Annotated in this window: 13 protein-coding genes and 1 riboswitch; of the genes, 7 read left to right on the top strand and 6 right to left on the bottom strand. The window is 64.8% G+C overall.

The features are described 5' to 3' along the window. Positions 1 to 34 precede the first annotated feature (34 nt). Positions 35 to 151, bottom strand: a riboswitch (TPP riboswitch). A 99-nt stretch (positions 152 to 250) separates the two neighbouring features. After that, complete coding sequence (locus HOY44_RS20125; protein WP_287437784.1) at positions 251 to 1,402, top strand: HPP family protein; 1,152 nt, start codon at positions 251 to 253, stop codon at positions 1,400 to 1,402. 16 nt (positions 1,403 to 1,418) lie between these two features. On the opposite strand, the gene panC is transcribed toward HOY44_RS20125, so the two are convergent. From panC to HOY44_RS20155, 6 genes are all read right to left on the bottom strand, one after another. After that, positions 1,419 to 2,306 (bottom strand): pantoate--beta-alanine ligase, encoded by an 888-nt coding sequence (panC, locus tag HOY44_RS20130; RefSeq protein ID WP_036562975.1) that lies wholly within the window; start codon positions 2,304 to 2,306, stop codon positions 1,419 to 1,421. Beyond that, positions 2,303 to 3,130: a 3-methyl-2-oxobutanoate hydroxymethyltransferase gene (gene panB / locus HOY44_RS20135; RefSeq protein WP_138424234.1), complete on the bottom strand. Its 828-nt coding sequence runs from the start codon at positions 3,128 to 3,130 to the stop codon at positions 2,303 to 2,305. Before panB ends, panC begins: the two co-directional genes overlap by 4 nt. A gap of 124 nt (positions 3,131 to 3,254) precedes the next feature. Further along, entirely contained in the window at positions 3,255 to 4,115 is an 861-nt protein-coding gene (gene nadC, locus HOY44_RS20140) for a carboxylating nicotinate-nucleotide diphosphorylase (RefSeq protein WP_287437360.1), read from the bottom strand. Beyond that, positions 4,112 to 5,683, bottom strand: a complete 1,572-nt coding sequence (locus tag HOY44_RS20145; protein WP_287437362.1) for an L-aspartate oxidase — start codon at positions 5,681 to 5,683, stop codon at positions 4,112 to 4,114. The genes nadC and HOY44_RS20145 overlap by 4 nt, the downstream gene beginning before the upstream one ends. 4 nt (positions 5,684 to 5,687) lie before the next feature. Further along, complete coding sequence (gene nadA, locus HOY44_RS20150; RefSeq protein WP_028288508.1) at positions 5,688 to 6,740, bottom strand: quinolinate synthase NadA; 1,053 nt, start codon at positions 6,738 to 6,740, stop codon at positions 5,688 to 5,690. A 663-nt stretch (positions 6,741 to 7,403) separates the two neighbouring features. Next, complete coding sequence (locus HOY44_RS20155) at positions 7,404 to 7,721, bottom strand: Dabb family protein (protein ID WP_028288509.1); 318 nt, start codon at positions 7,719 to 7,721, stop codon at positions 7,404 to 7,406. Between the two features lie 427 nt (positions 7,722 to 8,148). Between HOY44_RS20155 and HOY44_RS20160 the strand changes: the two genes are divergently transcribed. From HOY44_RS20160 to HOY44_RS20185, 6 genes are all read left to right on the top strand, one after another. Continuing rightward, positions 8,149 to 9,072: an ArdC family protein gene (locus HOY44_RS20160; protein ID WP_048534124.1), complete on the top strand. Its 924-nt coding sequence runs from the start codon at positions 8,149 to 8,151 to the stop codon at positions 9,070 to 9,072. A 90-nt stretch (positions 9,073 to 9,162) separates the two neighbouring features. After that, the gene (locus tag HOY44_RS20165) at positions 9,163 to 9,552 is read left to right on the top strand and encodes a DUF3768 domain-containing protein (protein ID WP_088626561.1); all 390 of its coding nucleotides are present in this window, start codon (positions 9,163 to 9,165) and stop codon (positions 9,550 to 9,552) included. A gap of 150 nt (positions 9,553 to 9,702) precedes the next feature. Continuing rightward, complete coding sequence (locus tag HOY44_RS20170) at positions 9,703 to 11,661, top strand: ParB/RepB/Spo0J family partition protein (protein ID WP_048534126.1); 1,959 nt, start codon at positions 9,703 to 9,705, stop codon at positions 11,659 to 11,661. Positions 11,662 to 11,731: 70 nt separating this feature from the next. Continuing rightward, positions 11,732 to 12,325, top strand: coding sequence for a hypothetical protein (locus HOY44_RS20175; protein ID WP_048534128.1), 594 nt, complete (start codon positions 11,732 to 11,734; stop codon positions 12,323 to 12,325). After that, on the top strand, positions 12,325 to 12,981 hold the full coding sequence (locus HOY44_RS20180; RefSeq protein ID WP_048534129.1) for a DUF6927 domain-containing protein: 657 nt from the start codon (positions 12,325 to 12,327) through the stop codon (positions 12,979 to 12,981). The genes HOY44_RS20175 and HOY44_RS20180 overlap by 1 nt, the downstream gene beginning before the upstream one ends. 112 nt (positions 12,982 to 13,093) lie before the next feature. Continuing rightward, on the top strand, positions 13,094 to 17,341 hold the full coding sequence (locus HOY44_RS20185) for a strawberry notch-like NTP hydrolase domain-containing protein (protein WP_287437374.1): 4,248 nt from the start codon (positions 13,094 to 13,096) through the stop codon (positions 17,339 to 17,341). Positions 17,342 to 17,430 lie beyond the last annotated feature (89 nt).

A 17,430-nucleotide genomic window follows, 5' to 3' on the forward strand; every position in this document is an offset into this window, starting at 1 on the left:
GGCGGCCTCGTCATGCTGAGGCCGGCAAGGGCAAGAGAGCGCTGCGATCCTGTCCCTTCGCCGGCATGATCCGGATCAGGTTCAAAGGGTCACCGCGCTGCAATCGCCAGCGATATCTCAGCCCCTTGTCGGGACACCCCTAGGTGAGCGGCAGCTTATCAGGCTGAGCGCCCGGTTCAATGCCGGGCGGATGTGCTTGCGCCTGCCGTCGCTTGCTGAAACTTTAGGCAAAACAGACAAGGCAGCAGTCATGGAGTCCCTGTTCCGTTCGCTTGGCCCGGTTATTGGCCGCCCCTCGCCAGCCGAGGCCCTTCGCGCCGGGATCGGCGCCCTGATCGGGCTTGGGGTGACGGGCGCATTCCTGTTGTCGCCCGTGGTCGACCTGACGCTCGGCCTTTACCTGATTGCCCCGTTCGGTGCGACGTCGGTTCTGCTGTTCGCAATGCCCAACAGCCCGTTGGCGCAGCCGTGGTCGGCGGTGGTGGGCAACACTCTCGCGGCACTGGTCGGTGTGGTGGTCTGTTCCGCGGTCGCTGACCCTGTCCTGCGGATCGCCCTTGCGGTCGGGCTGACGATTACGGTCGGCATCCTGTGTCGCGCGATCCATCCCCCGGCGGGTGCGGTCGCCATGACAGCGGCGATGAGCCCGGAGGCGGTCGAGCGACTTGGACTCTGGTTCGCGACCGCGCCCGTCGCCACAGGCACCCTCGCGCTGGTCGTCTGTGCTGCGATCTACGCCCGGCTCACGGGGCGCAGATATCCATTCCGCCAGTTCGATGAGCCAAGTCGCCACCGCACCGAAGATCCCGATCCCGCCAAGCGCATCGGGCTGTCCCGAGAAGAACTGAAAGAGCTGCTGGACCGGTATCGCCAGTCGTTCAATCTGGGTGTCGAAGACCTGGCGCGGTTGATCGGCGCGGCCGAGTTGCAGGCCGCCGCGCACCGGACAGGTCCGCTTCTCGCGACCGACGTCATGTCGCGTAATCTGGTGACCATTGGCCCAGACACTCCGCTGTCAAAGATTGCGGACCTGTTCAGACATCATCGCTTCACATCGCTTCCGGTGACCGGGGTCGAGGGGCATTATCTTGGCGTGATCTTCCAGATTCACCTGATCGACCGAGCGCGCGAGGATGCGCTTCGGCTCGACCGTGGCTATCTCGCGGCGTTTCGGCGCCTGATCGACCAGGATCGTACGCAGCCGGTCCGAGCCAAGGACATCATGAGCGTCGCCGGGCCTCGGGCGGTACCGGCGACTCCGGTCGGAGTGCTCCTGCCGATGATGGCCGATGGTGATGTCGATGCGGTGCCGGTCCTTGAAAAGGGCCGGATCGTCGGCATCGTCACCAGGACGGATCTCATCGCCGCCCTCGCGCGGTCCGGTTTGCGAGCCCAGGACTGAGAGGCGGCGGCCCGGGTCAGGCCGGCTCGAGCGGGTGATCTTCGGGAGCCGGGACGCTTGCGAGACCCGCGACAGGGACATTGTCGATCAGGCGCACGCCATCGAGCCAGGCGGCCAGGAAGAGGCGACCGGGGCGGTCTGCCCTGTTCATCAGCTTGAGGTCGGGATCGCTGCGCAACTCCAGGTAGTCGATCGTGTCGAACCCGGCAGTGAGCAGCGCCGCCCTGGCGTTATCGAGGGCCTGCGCGACTTGTCCGCCGCGGGAGATGACACGCGCGGCGTCGTCCAGGACCTGGGCGATCACCGGCGCAATTTCGCGTGGCCCGGGCCCGAGCCGGAGGTTGCGCGACGACATGGCGAGGCCGTCGTCCTCGCGCACGGTCGGACAGCCGACGATCTCGGTCTTCAGATCCAGATCCTCGGCCAGCCGGATCACCACCTGAAGTTGCTGGTAATCCTTTTCACCGAAATACGCGCGGTCGGCATCGCATTGCAGGAAAAGCTTGGTCACCACCGTGGCCACGCCGTCGAAATGCCCGGGCCGCGCCCCGCCGCACAGGCCCGCGCTGACACCGGTCACCGAAATCGTCGTGGCAAAGCCGTCGGGATACATCTGCGGGCCGTCGGGCACATAAAGGACATCCGCGCCATAGGGCGTCAGCTTTTCGGCATCGCTGTCTTCGGTCCGGGGGTATTTCGCAAGATCCTCGGGGCTGTTGAACTGCCTGGGGTTCACGAAAAGCGTCACGATCACGCGGTCATTCTCGTCGCAGGCGCGGTCGACCAGGCTCAGATGACCGGCATGCAGCGCGCCCATGGTCGGCACCACGCCGATGCTGTCCCCGGCGCGACGCCAGCTTTGCGTGAGGGCGCGCAGCTCGGCCTTGGTGCGGATGATCTTCATGTGCCTGGTTCCTCCTGCGAAAAGACATGTTCGGGGGCCGGGAAGCTGCGTGCGCGAACCTCCTGGGCGTAGGTGCGGATGGCGGTGCGGGCGTCGCTGGCAAGATCGCCATAGCGCTTGACGAACTTCGGCTTGAAGGCATCGAAAAGGCCCAGCATGTCGTCGATCACCAGGATCTGTCCGTCACAGCCTGAAGAGGCCCCGATGCCGACCGTGGGAATGTCGATACCCGCGGTGATCTGATCCGCCAGAGCGGCGGGCACCTTTTCCAGCACGACCGAGAACGCCCCGGCGCGGGTCACCGCACGGACGTCTTCCAGGATCCGGTCCGCATCCGCGCCGCGCCCCTGCACCTTGTAGCCGCCAAGCGCGTTCACCGCCTGAGGTGTCAGACCGATATGCGCCATGACCGGGATGCCGCGTTCGACGATGAAACGGATCGTGTCTTCCATATGCGCGCCACCTTCCAGCTTGACCGCACCGGCCCCGGTTTCGGCCATCAGCCGCGCGGCGTTGCGGAAGGCCTGGGCCGGGCTTTCCTCGTAACTGCCAAAGGGCATGTCGACGACCATCAGCGCGCGGTTCAGCCCGCGGGCGACGGCGCGGCCGTGCATGACCATCATCTCCATCGTGACATCAAGGGTCGAGGGCAGCCCGTGCAGCACCATGCCGACGCTGTCACCGACCAGAACCAGATCACAGTCCGCATCTGCCAGCTGGGCCACGGGGGTCGTATAGGCCGTCAGGCAGACCAGCGGATCGGCCCCCTTGCGCGCACGAATGTCGGACGCGGTCAGGCTGCGTTGCGGGGCGGATTGGCTCATGTCGGTCCTCCTCAGACAGGCTTCCGAGGGGATACCTGCTTGGGGCTCTTTTCGCAAGTGCAGCGCAATAATATTGCGTTTGTATATACGAAAAAGTCATATCTGTGCGCGGTAGATTGCCGATTCAGAAGTCCAGCCCAAGGTCCAGGACCTGCGCCGAATGGGTCAGTGCGCCAGAGGAAATATAGTCCACGCCCGTCGCCGCGACCTCGGCGATGCGGTCCAGCTTCATGTTGCCCGAGGCCTCCAGCACCACCTGACGGGCGGTCATGTCCACCGCCTTCGCCAGCATTGACGTGTCCATGTTGTCCAGCAGAACAACGTCTGCGCCACCCTCGTCCAGGACCTCGGCCAGCTGGTCCAGGCGGTCGACCTCGATCTCGCAGCGGATCATGTGGGATGCCCGCGCCTTGACCGATTGCAGCACGGGGCGGATGCCACCGGCGGCCGCGATGTGGTTGTCCTTGATCAGGATCGCGTCGGACAGGCCGAAGCGATGGTTGAACCCGCCGCCATGCAGAACGGCCTGTTTTTCCACGATACGCAGGCCGGGGGTCGTCTTTCGGGTGCAGGTCACGCGGGCGTCGGTGCCGCGCGTTTCGGCCACGAAGGCGTCGGTCAGCGTGGCGATGCCGGACATGCGCCCGGCAAAGTTCAGCGCGACCCGTTCGCCCGACAGGATCGAGGCCGCGTCGCCCGTGATCTCCATCAGCAGGTCGCCCGGCGCGATCACGTCGCCATCGACCTTGTGCGTGGTGATCTGCAGCGCGGGATCGACCAGCCGGAACGCAAGCGCGGCCATTTGCAGACCCGAAACCACGCCCGGTTCGCGGGCATTCAGCCGCGCGGCATAGGTGGTGCCGGCAGGAATGACGGTGCGGGTGGTGATGTCGCCGTAGGTGCCCAGATCCTCGATCAGCGCGGCGCGGACCAGCGGTTCAAGGATCAGGTCGGGCAGGGGGGGCATTGTTGCGCTCTGGTTCATGCCGGTTCCTTTCGGGTCATGGTCGCGCGGATCGCCAACGCGTCGGTCAGGGTCATCAGCGACCGTATGCCGGTTGCGCCATCGGGGTGGGGAAAGTCCGACCGGAAATGCGCGCCCCGGCTTTCGCGGCGCAACAGCGCGGCGGCGGCGATCAGCGTGGCGGTGGCCGTCATGTTGAGAAGCGCGTCGCAAGCGGGTTGCGCGGCTTCGATCGCGGCGATCTCGGTCAGCGTCCGGTTCAGGCCATCTGCGGTACGGATCACGCCCGCGCCATCGGTCATCGCCTGTCGCAGCCGGGCGACCAGCGCGGGGTCGGGCGTTTCGGCGGCGGGAAGGTCGGGCAGGGTGACGGGTGCGGCAACCGTGGGCGCGGGCAGGGCCGCGTCGATCGCCAGCGCACAGCGGCGGCCATAGACCAGCGCCTCGAGCAGCCCGTTCGAGGCCAGACGGTTCGCGCCATGCAACCCGGTCGAGGCGACCTCTCCACAGGCCCAAAGGCCGGGCAGGGTGCTGGCCCCGTCTGCATCCGTCGCCACGCCGCCCATGTGGTAATGCGCGGCGGCGGCCACGGGGATCACTTGGGTCACCGGGTCCAGCCCGGCCTGCTGGCAGGCGGCGGCGACGGCTGGGAAAACGCTGAGGATCTTTGCGCCAAGGGCGGTGCGGGTGTCCAGTGCCGGGGCCAGCCCTGCCTGCGTCTGGGCATAGACTGCGCGGGCGACGATGTCGCGCGGGGCCAGTTCGGCGTTGGGGTGAGCGTCCAGCATGAAGCGCTCGCCCCGTCGGTTGACCAGCGTGGCCCCTTCGCCGCGCAATGCCTCGGTCGCCAGCGGGGCAGGGTCCAGCCCGCAGGCCATGGCCGTCGGGTGGAACTGCACGAATTCCGCGTCGGCGATCTGCGCGCCCGCGCGGGCGGCCATGCCGATCACCTGACCCCGAATGCGCGGCGGGTTGGTCGTGAGGGCATAAAGCCCGCCCGATCCGCCCCCGGCCAGCAACACGGCGGTGCCGCGCAGGGTGACGCTGGCGCTTTGCCCCTGATCACAGTGGGCGACGGCCAGGCCGGTGACACGGCCGCCCGAGACCTCAAGCCCCGTGGCCATCACGCCTTCGAGCACTTGGATATGGTCGGATTCGCGCACCTGTGCCGTCAGGGCGCGCATGATCTCGGCCCCGGCCTGATCGCCCTGCACACGCACTACACGGGCGAAACTATGCGCCGCCTCGCGCGACAGCACATAGCCGCCGTTTGCGGTGCGATCAAAGGGGGTGCCCAGACCGATCAGGTCAAGGATGTGATCGCGCGCCTCGGCTGTGACCGACGCCGCCACACCCGGATCGACGGTGCCCGCACCGGCAGTGACGGTATCGCGGGCATGGGCATCGGCGCTGTCCGCCGGGTCCATCGCCGCCGCCACGCCGCCCTGCGCCCAGGCCGAGGAGGCGCCGGTTCCCAATGCCTCGGGAGAGATCATCAGCACGGGACGCGGGGCCAGTTTCAGCGCGGCATATTGCGCCGCTAGCCCTGCGCCCACGATAATGACGCGACCCGTTTCGATCGGGGACATCGCCCTAGCCGGCCATCTTGGCAGAGAGGTCGATCATGCGCTGCACGGCAACACGGGCCTTGTCGGCGACCTGTGGGTCAATCTCGACCGCGCCTTCCATCGTGTGGAGCGACCACAGCACCTTTTCCAGCGTGATCTTCTTCATGTAGGGGCACATGTTGCACGGGCCGACGAAATCGACATCCGGCAGCGCGTCCGAGATGTTGGAGGCCATGGAGCATTCGGTCACCAGCATCGCCTTTTCCGGCCGTTGCTGCGTCACATAGTCGATGATCCCGCTGGTCGAGCCGGAAAAATCCGCCTCGGCCACCACGTCAGGCGGGCATTCGGGATGCGCGATGATGCGCGTGCCGGGGTTCCATTCGCGGAAATCCTTCAGGTCCTGTGCGGTGTATTGTTCGTGCACGATGCAGGCCCCGTCCCACCAGACAATGTTCTTTTCCGGCACAAGATTGGCGATGTTCTGTGCCAGATATTTGTCGGGCGTCATGATGACCGTGTCGCTGTCCAGCCCGCGCACGATCTGCACCGCGTTGGAAGAGGTACAGCAGATGTCGGACGCGGCCTTCACTTCGGCCGTTGTGTTCACATAGGTGACAACGGGCGCACCGGGGTACTGCGCGCGCATCTGGGCGATGCCCTCGGCGGTGATGCTTTCGGCCAGCGAACATCCCGCTTCCATGTCGGGGATCAGCACCGTCTTGGAGGGGTTCAGGATCTTGGACGTCTCGGCCATGAAATGCACACCGCACTGGACGATCACATCGACTTCGACCTTGGTCGCCTCGATCGCCAGTTGCAGGCTGTCACCAACCACATCTGCGATGCCGTGGTAAATCTCCGGCGTCATGTAGTTATGCGCCAGAATGACAGCGTTCCGCTCTTTCTTGAGCTTGTTGATCGCCGCGACATAGGGCGCATAGATCGCCCAGTCGGGGGGCGTCACGACACGGTCCATCCGGGCAAAAATGTCAGCATTTGCCAGCGCGATGTCGGTTGAAGGGGCGAGATCGTAGTGATCGGCGAGTTCGGCGCGCAGCGCGATCTGGTCGAGCAAGAGCGGAGTTCCTGAGGTTATTTCGGGCCGCCGCGGAGGGCGCGACCGCACGCGGGTGGTGTCGGCTGGGAGGTGTTTACGGGTCGACTTACCTAAGGGCAAGTGTGCGGGGTGTCTTATTTGAATGACGCACGCTAACATGTGCCGAAAGCCACCGTCATACGATTATGGGCTCAGACGTCGGTGCGCAGGCAAGACTTTGGATCCGGTCCAGAGGCGAAGCGGGCTTTCAGCAGGCATTCGTCGTATTCCGAGCGAACCTCGGAATCGAACAGGATGCCGCCTCACACTTTGAAAATGGCCTCATCGCCCTTTTGGAAGGCGAGGTTGCGGACGGATGGAGACATTGCCGCGCACCAGGCCAGAAGGATCTATGAATTCGATGGCCCCGCAGTCGATGTCACGCGGACGTCCCTCCAGCGCGCAGGGACTGTATTGCGCGGATCAAGGCCACAGCCTGTCTCGTAGCTCACGTAGCCCGCGCACCATTGGCCCGCGGTCCGCACGCGTTCCATGCGGTCCAAGGCCCGTGGCATCTCGTCAACATGGTCGGCGTAGATAAACTCGCGAGGTGCGGTGAACCGCATCTCGGTGCCTGCCCAATCGTCGCGCAGCAGGAGGCGGTGAGCGTCCGATTTGGCCTCTACTGGTACCCTCGAGGGGTCAGGCCTCTTCATCGGCCGTTACGAAGGCCTGAGAGGTGTCGTAGTCCACCGCGAAGCGCATCTCGCGGAGGGGTTTCACGCGCCGGATGGATTCGGCGTAGATCTCGTGCGCCTTGTAGGCGGCCAGCGCCGCGTCATCCACGAACTCTCCGTAGACGACAACATCGACTTCCTTGCTGGCCGGATCCGTCTTTCGGTTCAGAGCGATCTCGAGGTGCTTCGCATGGGGAATCCGCGTCAGGATCTGCAATCCCTTCCGAACCGCGTCGAGGTTGCCGTCGATTGGGACAGTGAAGAATACTACATGGCGGATCATTGAAATACTCCGGGAGTTTAAGGGTGGGAAGCGGTTCCGGGCCGCACGCGAGATAGCACGCGCCCCGCGCGTCTGCCCTTCTAAGGTTTCGGCCCGACACCGCAACCCGATCTGCCCGCCATCAGCAGGTTTTGCCCTGAGACACCGCCGAAGTGTGCGGGAAGCGCTTACGTCGCACTGAAAGGCTTCCTGTTGGTGCATCAGGACGGGTTCCTGGCGGGCGGTCCGCGTTCTGACGGTCGATCCAACCACGGGATGACCGGGTTCCGGAAAGTCAAAGCAGGCCTTGAGAAAGTCGGATCCGGAGGTGGAGTGATGGGTCTGGCGGGAATGCGGACAGCACCCGTACCCCCGCGCGGCGTCGCTCACCACCCTTGTCCGATCCGCGCGCGGCTGCCGCACGCTCCCCAAACATCGGAGATATTTCATGTCCAAGTCTAGCAAACGCAAGTTCGACGCTGCAGCGTCGATCACCAACGAACTCATCGACATCATTGACCGGGGCGTGCTGCCCTGGCGCAAGCCATGGACGGTCGGCGGCAGTTCCGTGCCGCTCCGCCTGAACGGCGAACCCTACCAGGGCGTCAATAACTTCCTGTTGACTATGCGCACCATGATGGCCGGATACGCCTCGCCTTACTGGATGACGTTGAGGCAGGCGAACGAGCTCGATGCGAAAGTCATCAAGGGCTCGAAATCGTCGGTGGTCGTCTACTACGGGACGGCCGAGCGCGAGCAGGCCGAAAGCGCCCACGGCGACCAGGCGGAAACCGAAGATCCCAAAACCATCCCCTTCATGAAATCCTACCGCGTCTTCAACGCCGATCAGATCGAGGGGTTGGACCCTCGCTTCCATCCCGCTGCGGCCGAACCGGAAGTTCATCCCGAACGCGCACCGATCCCGCATATGCAGAGCTTCTTCGAGGCAATCGGTGCCAATGTCAGCTTCTCTGGTCGGGAAGCATGTTACGTCCCGAATCTCGACAAGATTTACATGCCCCCGATCGAGCTCTTCGAGAACCCGCGGAATTTCTACGCCGTCTGGGGTCATGAGCTGGGCCACTGGACGAAACCCCGGCATCGGTTAAACCGCAGCTATGGCGATGCGCGGTTCGGCAACACCGCCTACGCACGGGAAGAGATTGTGGCCGAGCTCTGCACGGTGTTCTTGGGTCAGAAGCTGGGGTTCTCCGCGCATACGCTGGAGCTGAACGCGGCCTATCTCGACAACTGGGTCCGCGTGCTCCGGTCTGACAAGCGGGCGATCTTCAAACATGCGGCGGACGCGCAGCGTGCCTGTGACTATCTCGTCGCCGCGTCGGAGGCGGGGCAGGGGGAACAGGCCGCTTGAGGCCGGGGCTGTCCGGGCTGGTAGGGCGTGGTGAAAGGAAAAACTGGCTTTGGGTTTGGTGGTTTCAACCCATCCCGAAAGGACAGACCCATGAGCCATCCTGAACCCGCAGACTATTCGCGTCCGAACGCGGCTGTCATCGCATCCCAGAACGACGCTTTCCGCAGGTTTGCCTGCCTTGGCATCACCCCGGATCAGCAGATCCAGGGCCGCCTCGTCGTGACCCAGTCCCTGATCGAGGCAGGCGATGGCTTCGTCACAGAGGCCGTCCAGGCCACCGGTGCGTTCGATACATTCGAGCCGGACAATGATCCGGAAGGCTGGTACGACTTCGGGGCCGTGACGATCCGGGGCGAAACCGTATTCTGGAAGCTGGATCTCTACGAGGCCAGCTCTGACTTCCGCTATGGCGCCGAGGCACCCGACAATCCCGAGACGACCATGCGCGTGCTGACCGTCATGATGGCGCGCGACTGGTAGGGCGGGCCGCACCCCAACCTTCCATCACCGACAGGCCCGCTGACCCTCCGAAAGGGAAAGTGGGCCTCTTGTCCTGTTGGTTCCCGGATCCGGGGATTGGTTGCGCGAAGACCCGCGCGGCCCTCTCAAACACGTCGAGAAGGACATGTCATGACTCACACATTCAAAACTACCACCGTCGCCATCGGCGACCTCTGCCCGCATCCCGCGAACGTACGGACCAATTCCCCCGAGACCTATGCCTCGGAGAATATCGCGCATCTCAAGGCCAGCATCGCCGTTCTGGGCCTTCTTCAGCCGCTGCTCGTTCAGAAGATCGGTGGCAAGTTCGGGGTGCTCGCCGGTGGCCGGCGCCATGCGGCGCTTCTGGAGCTGGTCGCCGACAAAACCGCCAAAGGGTTCACGAACCGCACCAAGATCGACTGCCGTTTGGTCCCTGACGATTGCGATGTGACCACCGCGCTGTCGCTCGCCGAGAACATCACCCAGGCGCCGATGAACGCCATCGACGAGTTCGAGGCCTTCGCGCGGATGATGGAGGTCGACGGCCAGACTCCCGAGACGATTGCCAAGACCTTCGGCACAACCGTCGCCGCCGTCAAAGGCAGGCTGCGCTACGGGCTCATCCATCCCGACATCCGTGCCGCGGCCCGCGCCAAATCGATCACCCTCGACACGATGAAAGCCTTCGCCGATCACCCGAGCCAGGAGGTGCAACGCGAGGTCTTCGAGGCGCTCACCAGGGAGGACAACTATGTCCAGGCCCATACCGTCCGCAACGCGCTGAAGTCCCGCGGTGTGCAGGTCAGCGACGATATCGGCGCCTTCGTGCGGAAGGACTACGAGGCGCGTGGCGGCGCCATCGCGGCCGATCTCCTGGACGAGCATTCCGTGCTGGAGGATTCCGCGCTGGTCGAAACGATCCTGCTCGAAAAACTCGCCGCCGCCGCCGAAGAGGCGCGGGCAGAGATCGGCTTTGCCTGGGCCGATGCGGTCATCCAGTACGACTATGCCGCCATGGCGGACTATGGCCGTGTCTATCCGGGTCCAGTCGAGCCCGATGAGAAGGGCCAGAAGCGTGTCGATGAGATTGCCGCCGAACTCGAGAAACTCGAACACGAGATGGAGAACGAAGAGCTCGAGGAAGAGGCGTACAATGAACTCTACGAACGCGTGGACGCGCTGGAAGCTGAGGCGCGGGACCTACAGGAGGCCTATGGCACCGAGGATCTTTCGCGCTCCGGCGTGATCGCCTCCTGGTCGCATGGCAAGATCTCCCTGCATGTCGGGATGGTGCGCCCTGAAGACAAGGCGGAGCGGTCTGGCAAAGGCACCGGCGCACCGAGCGACAGGGGCGCCGTAGACGGCGATCAGATCACCTATCCCGCCTCGCTCACCGAGGACCTGAAGACCGAGCGGGCGATGGCGCTCGGCGCGGCCATGGCGATGCATCCAGAGGCGACGCTCGACCTCACGCTCTTCAAATTGGTCACGGATGTGCTGACCAGCGGTTTGGGCGTCACCCAAGCGATCAAGGTCGATGCGCGCCAGGAGTATCGTACCCACGCCAAGATGGACGAGATCGACGGCACCTCGCTTGAACAGGTGGCCGAGGCCCATGACGCACTCGACCTCTCCTGGGCCGATGACGCGAAATCCCCTGCAGACCAGTTCGCGCTCTTCCGGGCGCTCGATGCGGGCGAGAAGGCCAAACTCGTGGCCTATGCCACGGCGGCAACCACACAATCCTGCTTCTCACGGGACCGGCAGCGGGATAGCTTGATGCATGACTTCGAAGTCGAGATCATGCCGGACATCCGAGCGCATTGGACACCGAATGCGGCGCTCTTCAATCGCTTCAAGAAGGCCTGGCTTCTGAAGATCCTCGGTGAGGAACTGGGGCTCGCGCAGGAGGCGGTGACATTGGCCTCCTCGACCAAGAAGCAAGTCGTCGAATTCTGCGACAAGCTCTTCGCCGAGCCCTTCGCCACGCTGACGGATGCACAGCGGGCGGCGGTCGCGGCCTGGTGCCCGCCGATGATGCAGACGGCAGGTGTCGAGCCAGCCGAGAAACCCGAAGACGAAACCGAAGTCGCAGAAGCGGCCTGACCCTACAGGCGGCCCGCTCCGAAACGTAGGCGCGGGTCGCACCCCTCCCTCCATCTTACAGGTAAAACCCATGGCACTTCTTAGCTTCACCGCGGCGAGCGTCGCGGCGCAGATCGCGCATGCGCGCGGCTGCTCCACCTTCCTTCCCAACTGGAACGGGCCGGTGGGCAAACCCGCCCTGATCCTGATCGTCGGCAATGGCGTCCATCTGCGCTCGAACGGCATCGATGGCACGACGACGCGGATCGTCACCACCGAACGCGCCGATCCCACCCATGCCTTCGCCGAGGGCATCAACCCGTTCCGCGATCCGGGCTGGATGGCGGCGCGGCAGGCGGCGTTCCGCGATCTGACCGGCCAGTTCTACACCGACATTCTCGATGATGTGCAAATGCTCATCGACCGTGGTCATGACACGATTCGGCTGGCGACCGATGGCCACACGATCCGCGTCTTCCTGCGTCGCGCCGCCGACTATCTGATCGGCGGGACCTACGACGTGCCCTCCGGTCTCGGCGGGACGTTCCGGGTGATCCTGAAGGACGCCACCGACACCCACGCCCTCGTGCAGAATAGCGGCAATTGCGAGGATTTCGACGAGATGCTGCCTTACCGCGTGCCGCTCGATGCGCTCATCGAAATCGATGACCGGAGGGCGGCATAGTGGGTTGGCTCTTCTACACCGACCGCCGCGTCAAAACCTACGCGGACGAGAAGGCAGAAATCGCCCGGCTTTGCACGTTCGAGACGGATACGCGCAAGACAGTGCTGCTCAAGGCCTCCAAACTCGGGTCGACCTGGTATGCAGCTTTGAGGCTCACCAACATCGATGGCGCGCCGGTTGAAGACAGAACCTACGTGACCGATGCCGACGGGTCGATCACCTTCGGCGCCGTGTTCCTCACCCGCTATGACGAGGGCTGCTGGGGCTACAAGGACATGGAGGAGAGCGCCGGGCCCGTGGAGTCGCGCGCGCCGCTCAGCCTTCTGGCATTGCTCTCCGAGTTGAAGGATCCCGACAGCTATGCCCATGCCTGGCGTCAGCGCTGCCGCGACTGGGCGGCGATCCCGGACTACGACGAGGGTGACAAGATCAAACTGGCCGCACCGGTAACGCTGACCGATGGCAGCACCTGCCAGATCGTGACCGCCACCCATTACCGGCGCGGAGGGCAAAAGCGTCGCTGCTACCGCATCGAGGAGACAGGCGGCCTCGTGCGCCTGTCGAAAGCCTCGCTCGCCGGGTCCGAGCTCCTCGGCTCGGCGAAGAGTGAGGCGAGTCCGGTTCTGGCCGAGTTTTTCGCCGGGAACGATTCCTGACCGCCGGCAACATCGCTATCTGTTCAGCCTTGAGCCGCCTCCGCGCGTTTGAAAGCGCTGAGGCGGCTTTCTGTCCTGTCGGACCCACAACCTGACTCAAAGGACAGACGATATGGACAACCGAAGCCCGGCACTCGCACGCGATTTCCCATCGAAACCACAGCTTCTGCAGGCCATTCGCCTGATCGGCAGCGAGATTGAGAAGCAACCGCTCAAGAGCTCATCGCTCGCTCGGATCATGCGCGAGAGTTTCGGCGGTAGCGATGCCGGCGGCGCGTGTTCGTGGCGCATGGCCTATGACCTGATGCAGGCCGCCACGGTGACGGCGATCATGCGGGACAGCGGTTCGGACGCGCTCGCGACGGCCAGATTGCTCGCCTCACGGCTCCTGACGGAGACCCGGCGCTCCGAAGAGCAAATCCGGCTCCAGCAATTCTCGACGCCGCTGCCCTATGCGGCGCTGGCTATCCGTGCTGCCGCCATCCGCCCCGGCGAAACCGTCCTCGAACCTTCCGCCGGGACCGGCGCGCTGGCTGGTTTTGCAGTTTGCGCGGGTGGCAAACCGATGCTGAACGAGATCGATCCCTTCCGTCGGGCGCTTCTCGAGGCGGTGTTCGGGGGCGAGGTGTCCGGCTTTGACGCCGAACATATTGATGATCTCCTGACGGTGCCCGAGCTTCCCGGTGTCATCGTGATGAATCCGCCCTTCGCCTCATCGGTCGATCGGTCGCGCGACAAGCACATTGCGGCGAAACATCTGATCGGCGCTGCCAAACGGCTGGCACCCGGCGGACGTCTCGCGGCGATCATGCCGGTGGGATTTTCGCCAAAACGAGACGCGGCCCATTGGGCACGGGCCTCGGCCATCGCAAAGCCCCGTCTCGCGCTCACTATTCCGGGCCACGTTTACCGCAAACTCGGCACCACCGTCGAAACCCAGCTCATGGTCTTCGACAAGGTGCAGGAGGAGATCGAGATCGTCCGTGCCATGGTCGACGATCTGGACGCGGCGCGCCAAATCATCGATGATATCGCCGCAACCCGCACTGCCACTCCCTCGATCCAAACCGGTGCGCAGTTTCGGACTGGGTCGCGCCGGGTCGGTGTCCCTGTTGCACGTCAGCGCCCAATCGCCCAAGCGGCGTCTGCCAAACCCAAATCGCATGCCGCCATCCCGCTGGCCTTCACCTGCCTCGACACCCCCCGCGAGAACACGCCCGTCTCCGACATCTATGCCCGCTATCGTCCGCAGCGGATCGAGATTGAGGGTGCCCGGGAACATCCGACCCCCCTGGTCGAGAGTATAGCCATGGCCTCGGTTGCCCCTCCGGCACCCAACGGCGAAGCCGCCGCTGATCTGCGCCTGCCCGGCCGTCTGATCGAGGAGGGCCATCTCTCCGAGGCCCAGCTCGAGACCATCCTCATGGCGAACGATGCCCACGCGCGCGACCTGCCGGGGCGGTTTACCATTGACCAGGACCAGACCCGGATGACCCGCGCCGACGATGATCCGGAAGCGTGTGCCTACCGCCTCGGCTATTTCCTTGGCGACGGTACCGGCTGCGGCAAGGGCCGGGAATGCGCCGGTCTCATCCTGGTGAACTGGCTCGCAGGTCGTCGCAAGGCGGTTTGGATTTCGAAGTCCACCACGCTCATCGAGGACGCGATCCGCGACTGGACCGATCTCGGCGGCTCGCCCGCCGACATCCAGCCGCTCTCCAAATGGAAGCCAGATCAACCCATTCCGATGGGCGACGGCATCCTTTTCGTGACCTATGCGACGCTGCGGTCGGCGGGCAAATGCGGGAGGACCCGGCTCAGCCAGGTTCTCGACTGGATGGGCGACGGGTTCGACGGCGTGCTGGCCTTCGACGAGGCCCATGCCATGCAGAACGCCGCCGGGTCCGACGAGGGCAGGGGGGTCAAACCCTCCCAGCAGGGCCTCGCCGGGCTGCGTCTGCAGCTCGCGGCTCCCCGGGCCCGGGTCTTCTATGTCTCGGCGACGGGAGCCACCAGCGTGCAGAACCTAGCCTATGCCTCCCGCCTCGGGCTCTGGGGCCAGGGGCCCGAATATCCCTTCCCGAGCCGCGAAAGCTTCGTCTCGGCGATGGAAGCCGGGGGCGTTGCTGCGATGGAAGTCGTGGCGCGCGACCTGAAGACGCTCGGGTTCTACACCGCGCGGGTGCTCAGCTTCGACGGTGTTGAGTACGACGTGCTCGAACATGCGCTCACACCCGCCCAGATCGAGATCTACGATGCCTATGCCGGGGCTTTCCGGACCATCCACCACAACCTCGAAGCGGCGCTGACCGCGACAGGCGTCAATGATGCCTCCGGTCAGACGAACGCCTCTGCCGCGAAAGCCTCGGCGAAGTCGCGCTTCGAGAGCACCAAGCAGCGCTTCTTCAATCACCTCCTGATGGGCATGAAAGCCCCGACAGTCATCCGCGCCATCGAAGAGGATGTTGCGGACGGCTATGCTTGCGTCATCCAGGTGGTCTCGACTGGCGAGAGCCTGTTGAAACGACGCCTCGAGGCGATGGATCCCGAAGACGAGCTGGTGGAAGGTGCGCTCACGCCCCGCGACTATGTGCTGTCCTATCTTGAACAGGCTTTCCCGATCCACGCCCAGAAGCTCGTGGAGATCGACGGAAACATGGTGGCCGAGCCGCTGCGGGATGCGAACGGTGCCCTGGTCGTCTCCCGCGAGGCCGAGGCCTTGCGCGATGCGGCGATGATGGAGCTGATGGCGCTTGCGCCTATTCCCGCCGCGCTCGACCAGATCCTTTGGGCCTTCGGCGATGAGGCCGTGGCCGAAGTAACCGGGCGCTCCATTCGATCCCTGAAATCCAGCGACGGGGCCCTGTTTATCGAAAAGCGCAGCGCCAACAGCAATTCCTCGGAAACCCGCGCCTTCATGGATGGCGAGAAGGACATCCTCATCTTCTCCGATGCGGGCGGGACGGGCCGGTCCTATCATGCCGCAAAGACGGCGAAGAACCAGAAGCGGCGGCGCCACTATCTGCTGGAGCCCGGCTGGCGGGCCGATGCGGCAATCCAGGGGCTAGGACGCACGCATCGTTCGGCTCAAGTGTCAGCACCCTTCTTCCGGGTCTGCACCTCGGACGTGCACGGCGAGAAGCGCTTCACCTCCACCATCGCCCGGCGGCTCGATCAGCTGGGGGCGCTCACCAAGGGCCAGCGCGAGACCGGCTCGCAGGGCATGTTCCGCGAGGAGGACAATCTCGAGAGCCCGATCGCAAGGGGTGCGCTGCGCGGCTATTCCGCCGACCTGGCCGCCGGGCGTGCCGGGGCCATGAGCTATGAGAAGTTCTGCGATTGGACCGCCTTGCGGCTGATCGACCAGGACGGCGTGCTGCTCGAAGAGCTTCCACCAATCCAACGCTTCCTGAACCGGGTGCTGGCGCTGCCCATCCACATGCAGAACGCGCTCTTCGCCGAGTTCATGAGCCGGATCGCCGATCAGACCGAGCGGGCGCGGGCGGCTGGCACGCTCGATCTCGGCGTCGAGACACTGCGTGGCGAGCGGATAGAGCAGGTCTCGACCGAAGACCTCTGGACCTGTCCGCGCTCCAGAGCAGTGACGCGCATAATCGGACTTGAGGTGACGGACCCCGTCCATATCCTCTCCGCAGAAGAGGTGCTGGATCGGAACCCCGACAGGTTGCCGATGATCAACCGCGCGGCGTTCATCTCAGCCCGTCCGATGCAGATGTACGACGAGGAGATTGTCACGCTCATGCGCAAGGTGACCCGGCCGAGCGGGTCCACCTATGTCGAGGAAGGGAAGTTCCAGGCTTCCGCCTGGGAAGAGATCGAGCCGTCCGAGTTCCGCCGCCTCTGGGACGAGGAGGCCGATAGCCTGCCGAAGGTGACCACGACGAAGCTCTATCTGCTGACCGGGCTGCTACTGCCGATCTGGAAGGACATCCCCTCGGGCAACGAACGCATCTACCGGGTCACGCCCGAGGGGCAGGGGAGCATGATCGGCCGCACAGTCAGCGAGGACGGTGCGGCCGCGCTCAGAGCCCGTTTTATGGTCGGCACCCCGAAAACCCCGCAGGAGATGCTAACGGCGGCGCTCGGGTCCACCGCGCCGGTCGATCTGGGCCGGGGCCTCACGCTCACCCGCCGCCGGGTCGCGGGCGCGGCCCGCCTCGAGATCGACGGGGCCGACCGGGGCACGATCGACGGGCTGAAGGCCATGGGGTGTTTCACGGAGATCATCGCCTTCCAGCTCCCGGTCTTCGTGCCCCACGGGGAGGGTGTTGATACCGCCGCGATCCTGGCCCGGATCGTGGGGGAAGGGTCTCCAACGGCGGCAGATCGCGCCGCCTGAAAGGGAAAGTGGGCCTTGGGTCGGGGGGAACGCGGAAGGGTGCTTTGCCCCCTCGCGTTCCGCCGCCGTGGCGGGTCTCTGGACCCCTC

Source organism: Maritimibacter sp. (genome assembly GCF_016774595.1).
GTDB lineage: Bacteria > Pseudomonadota > Alphaproteobacteria > Rhodobacterales > Rhodobacteraceae > Maritimibacter > Maritimibacter alkaliphilus.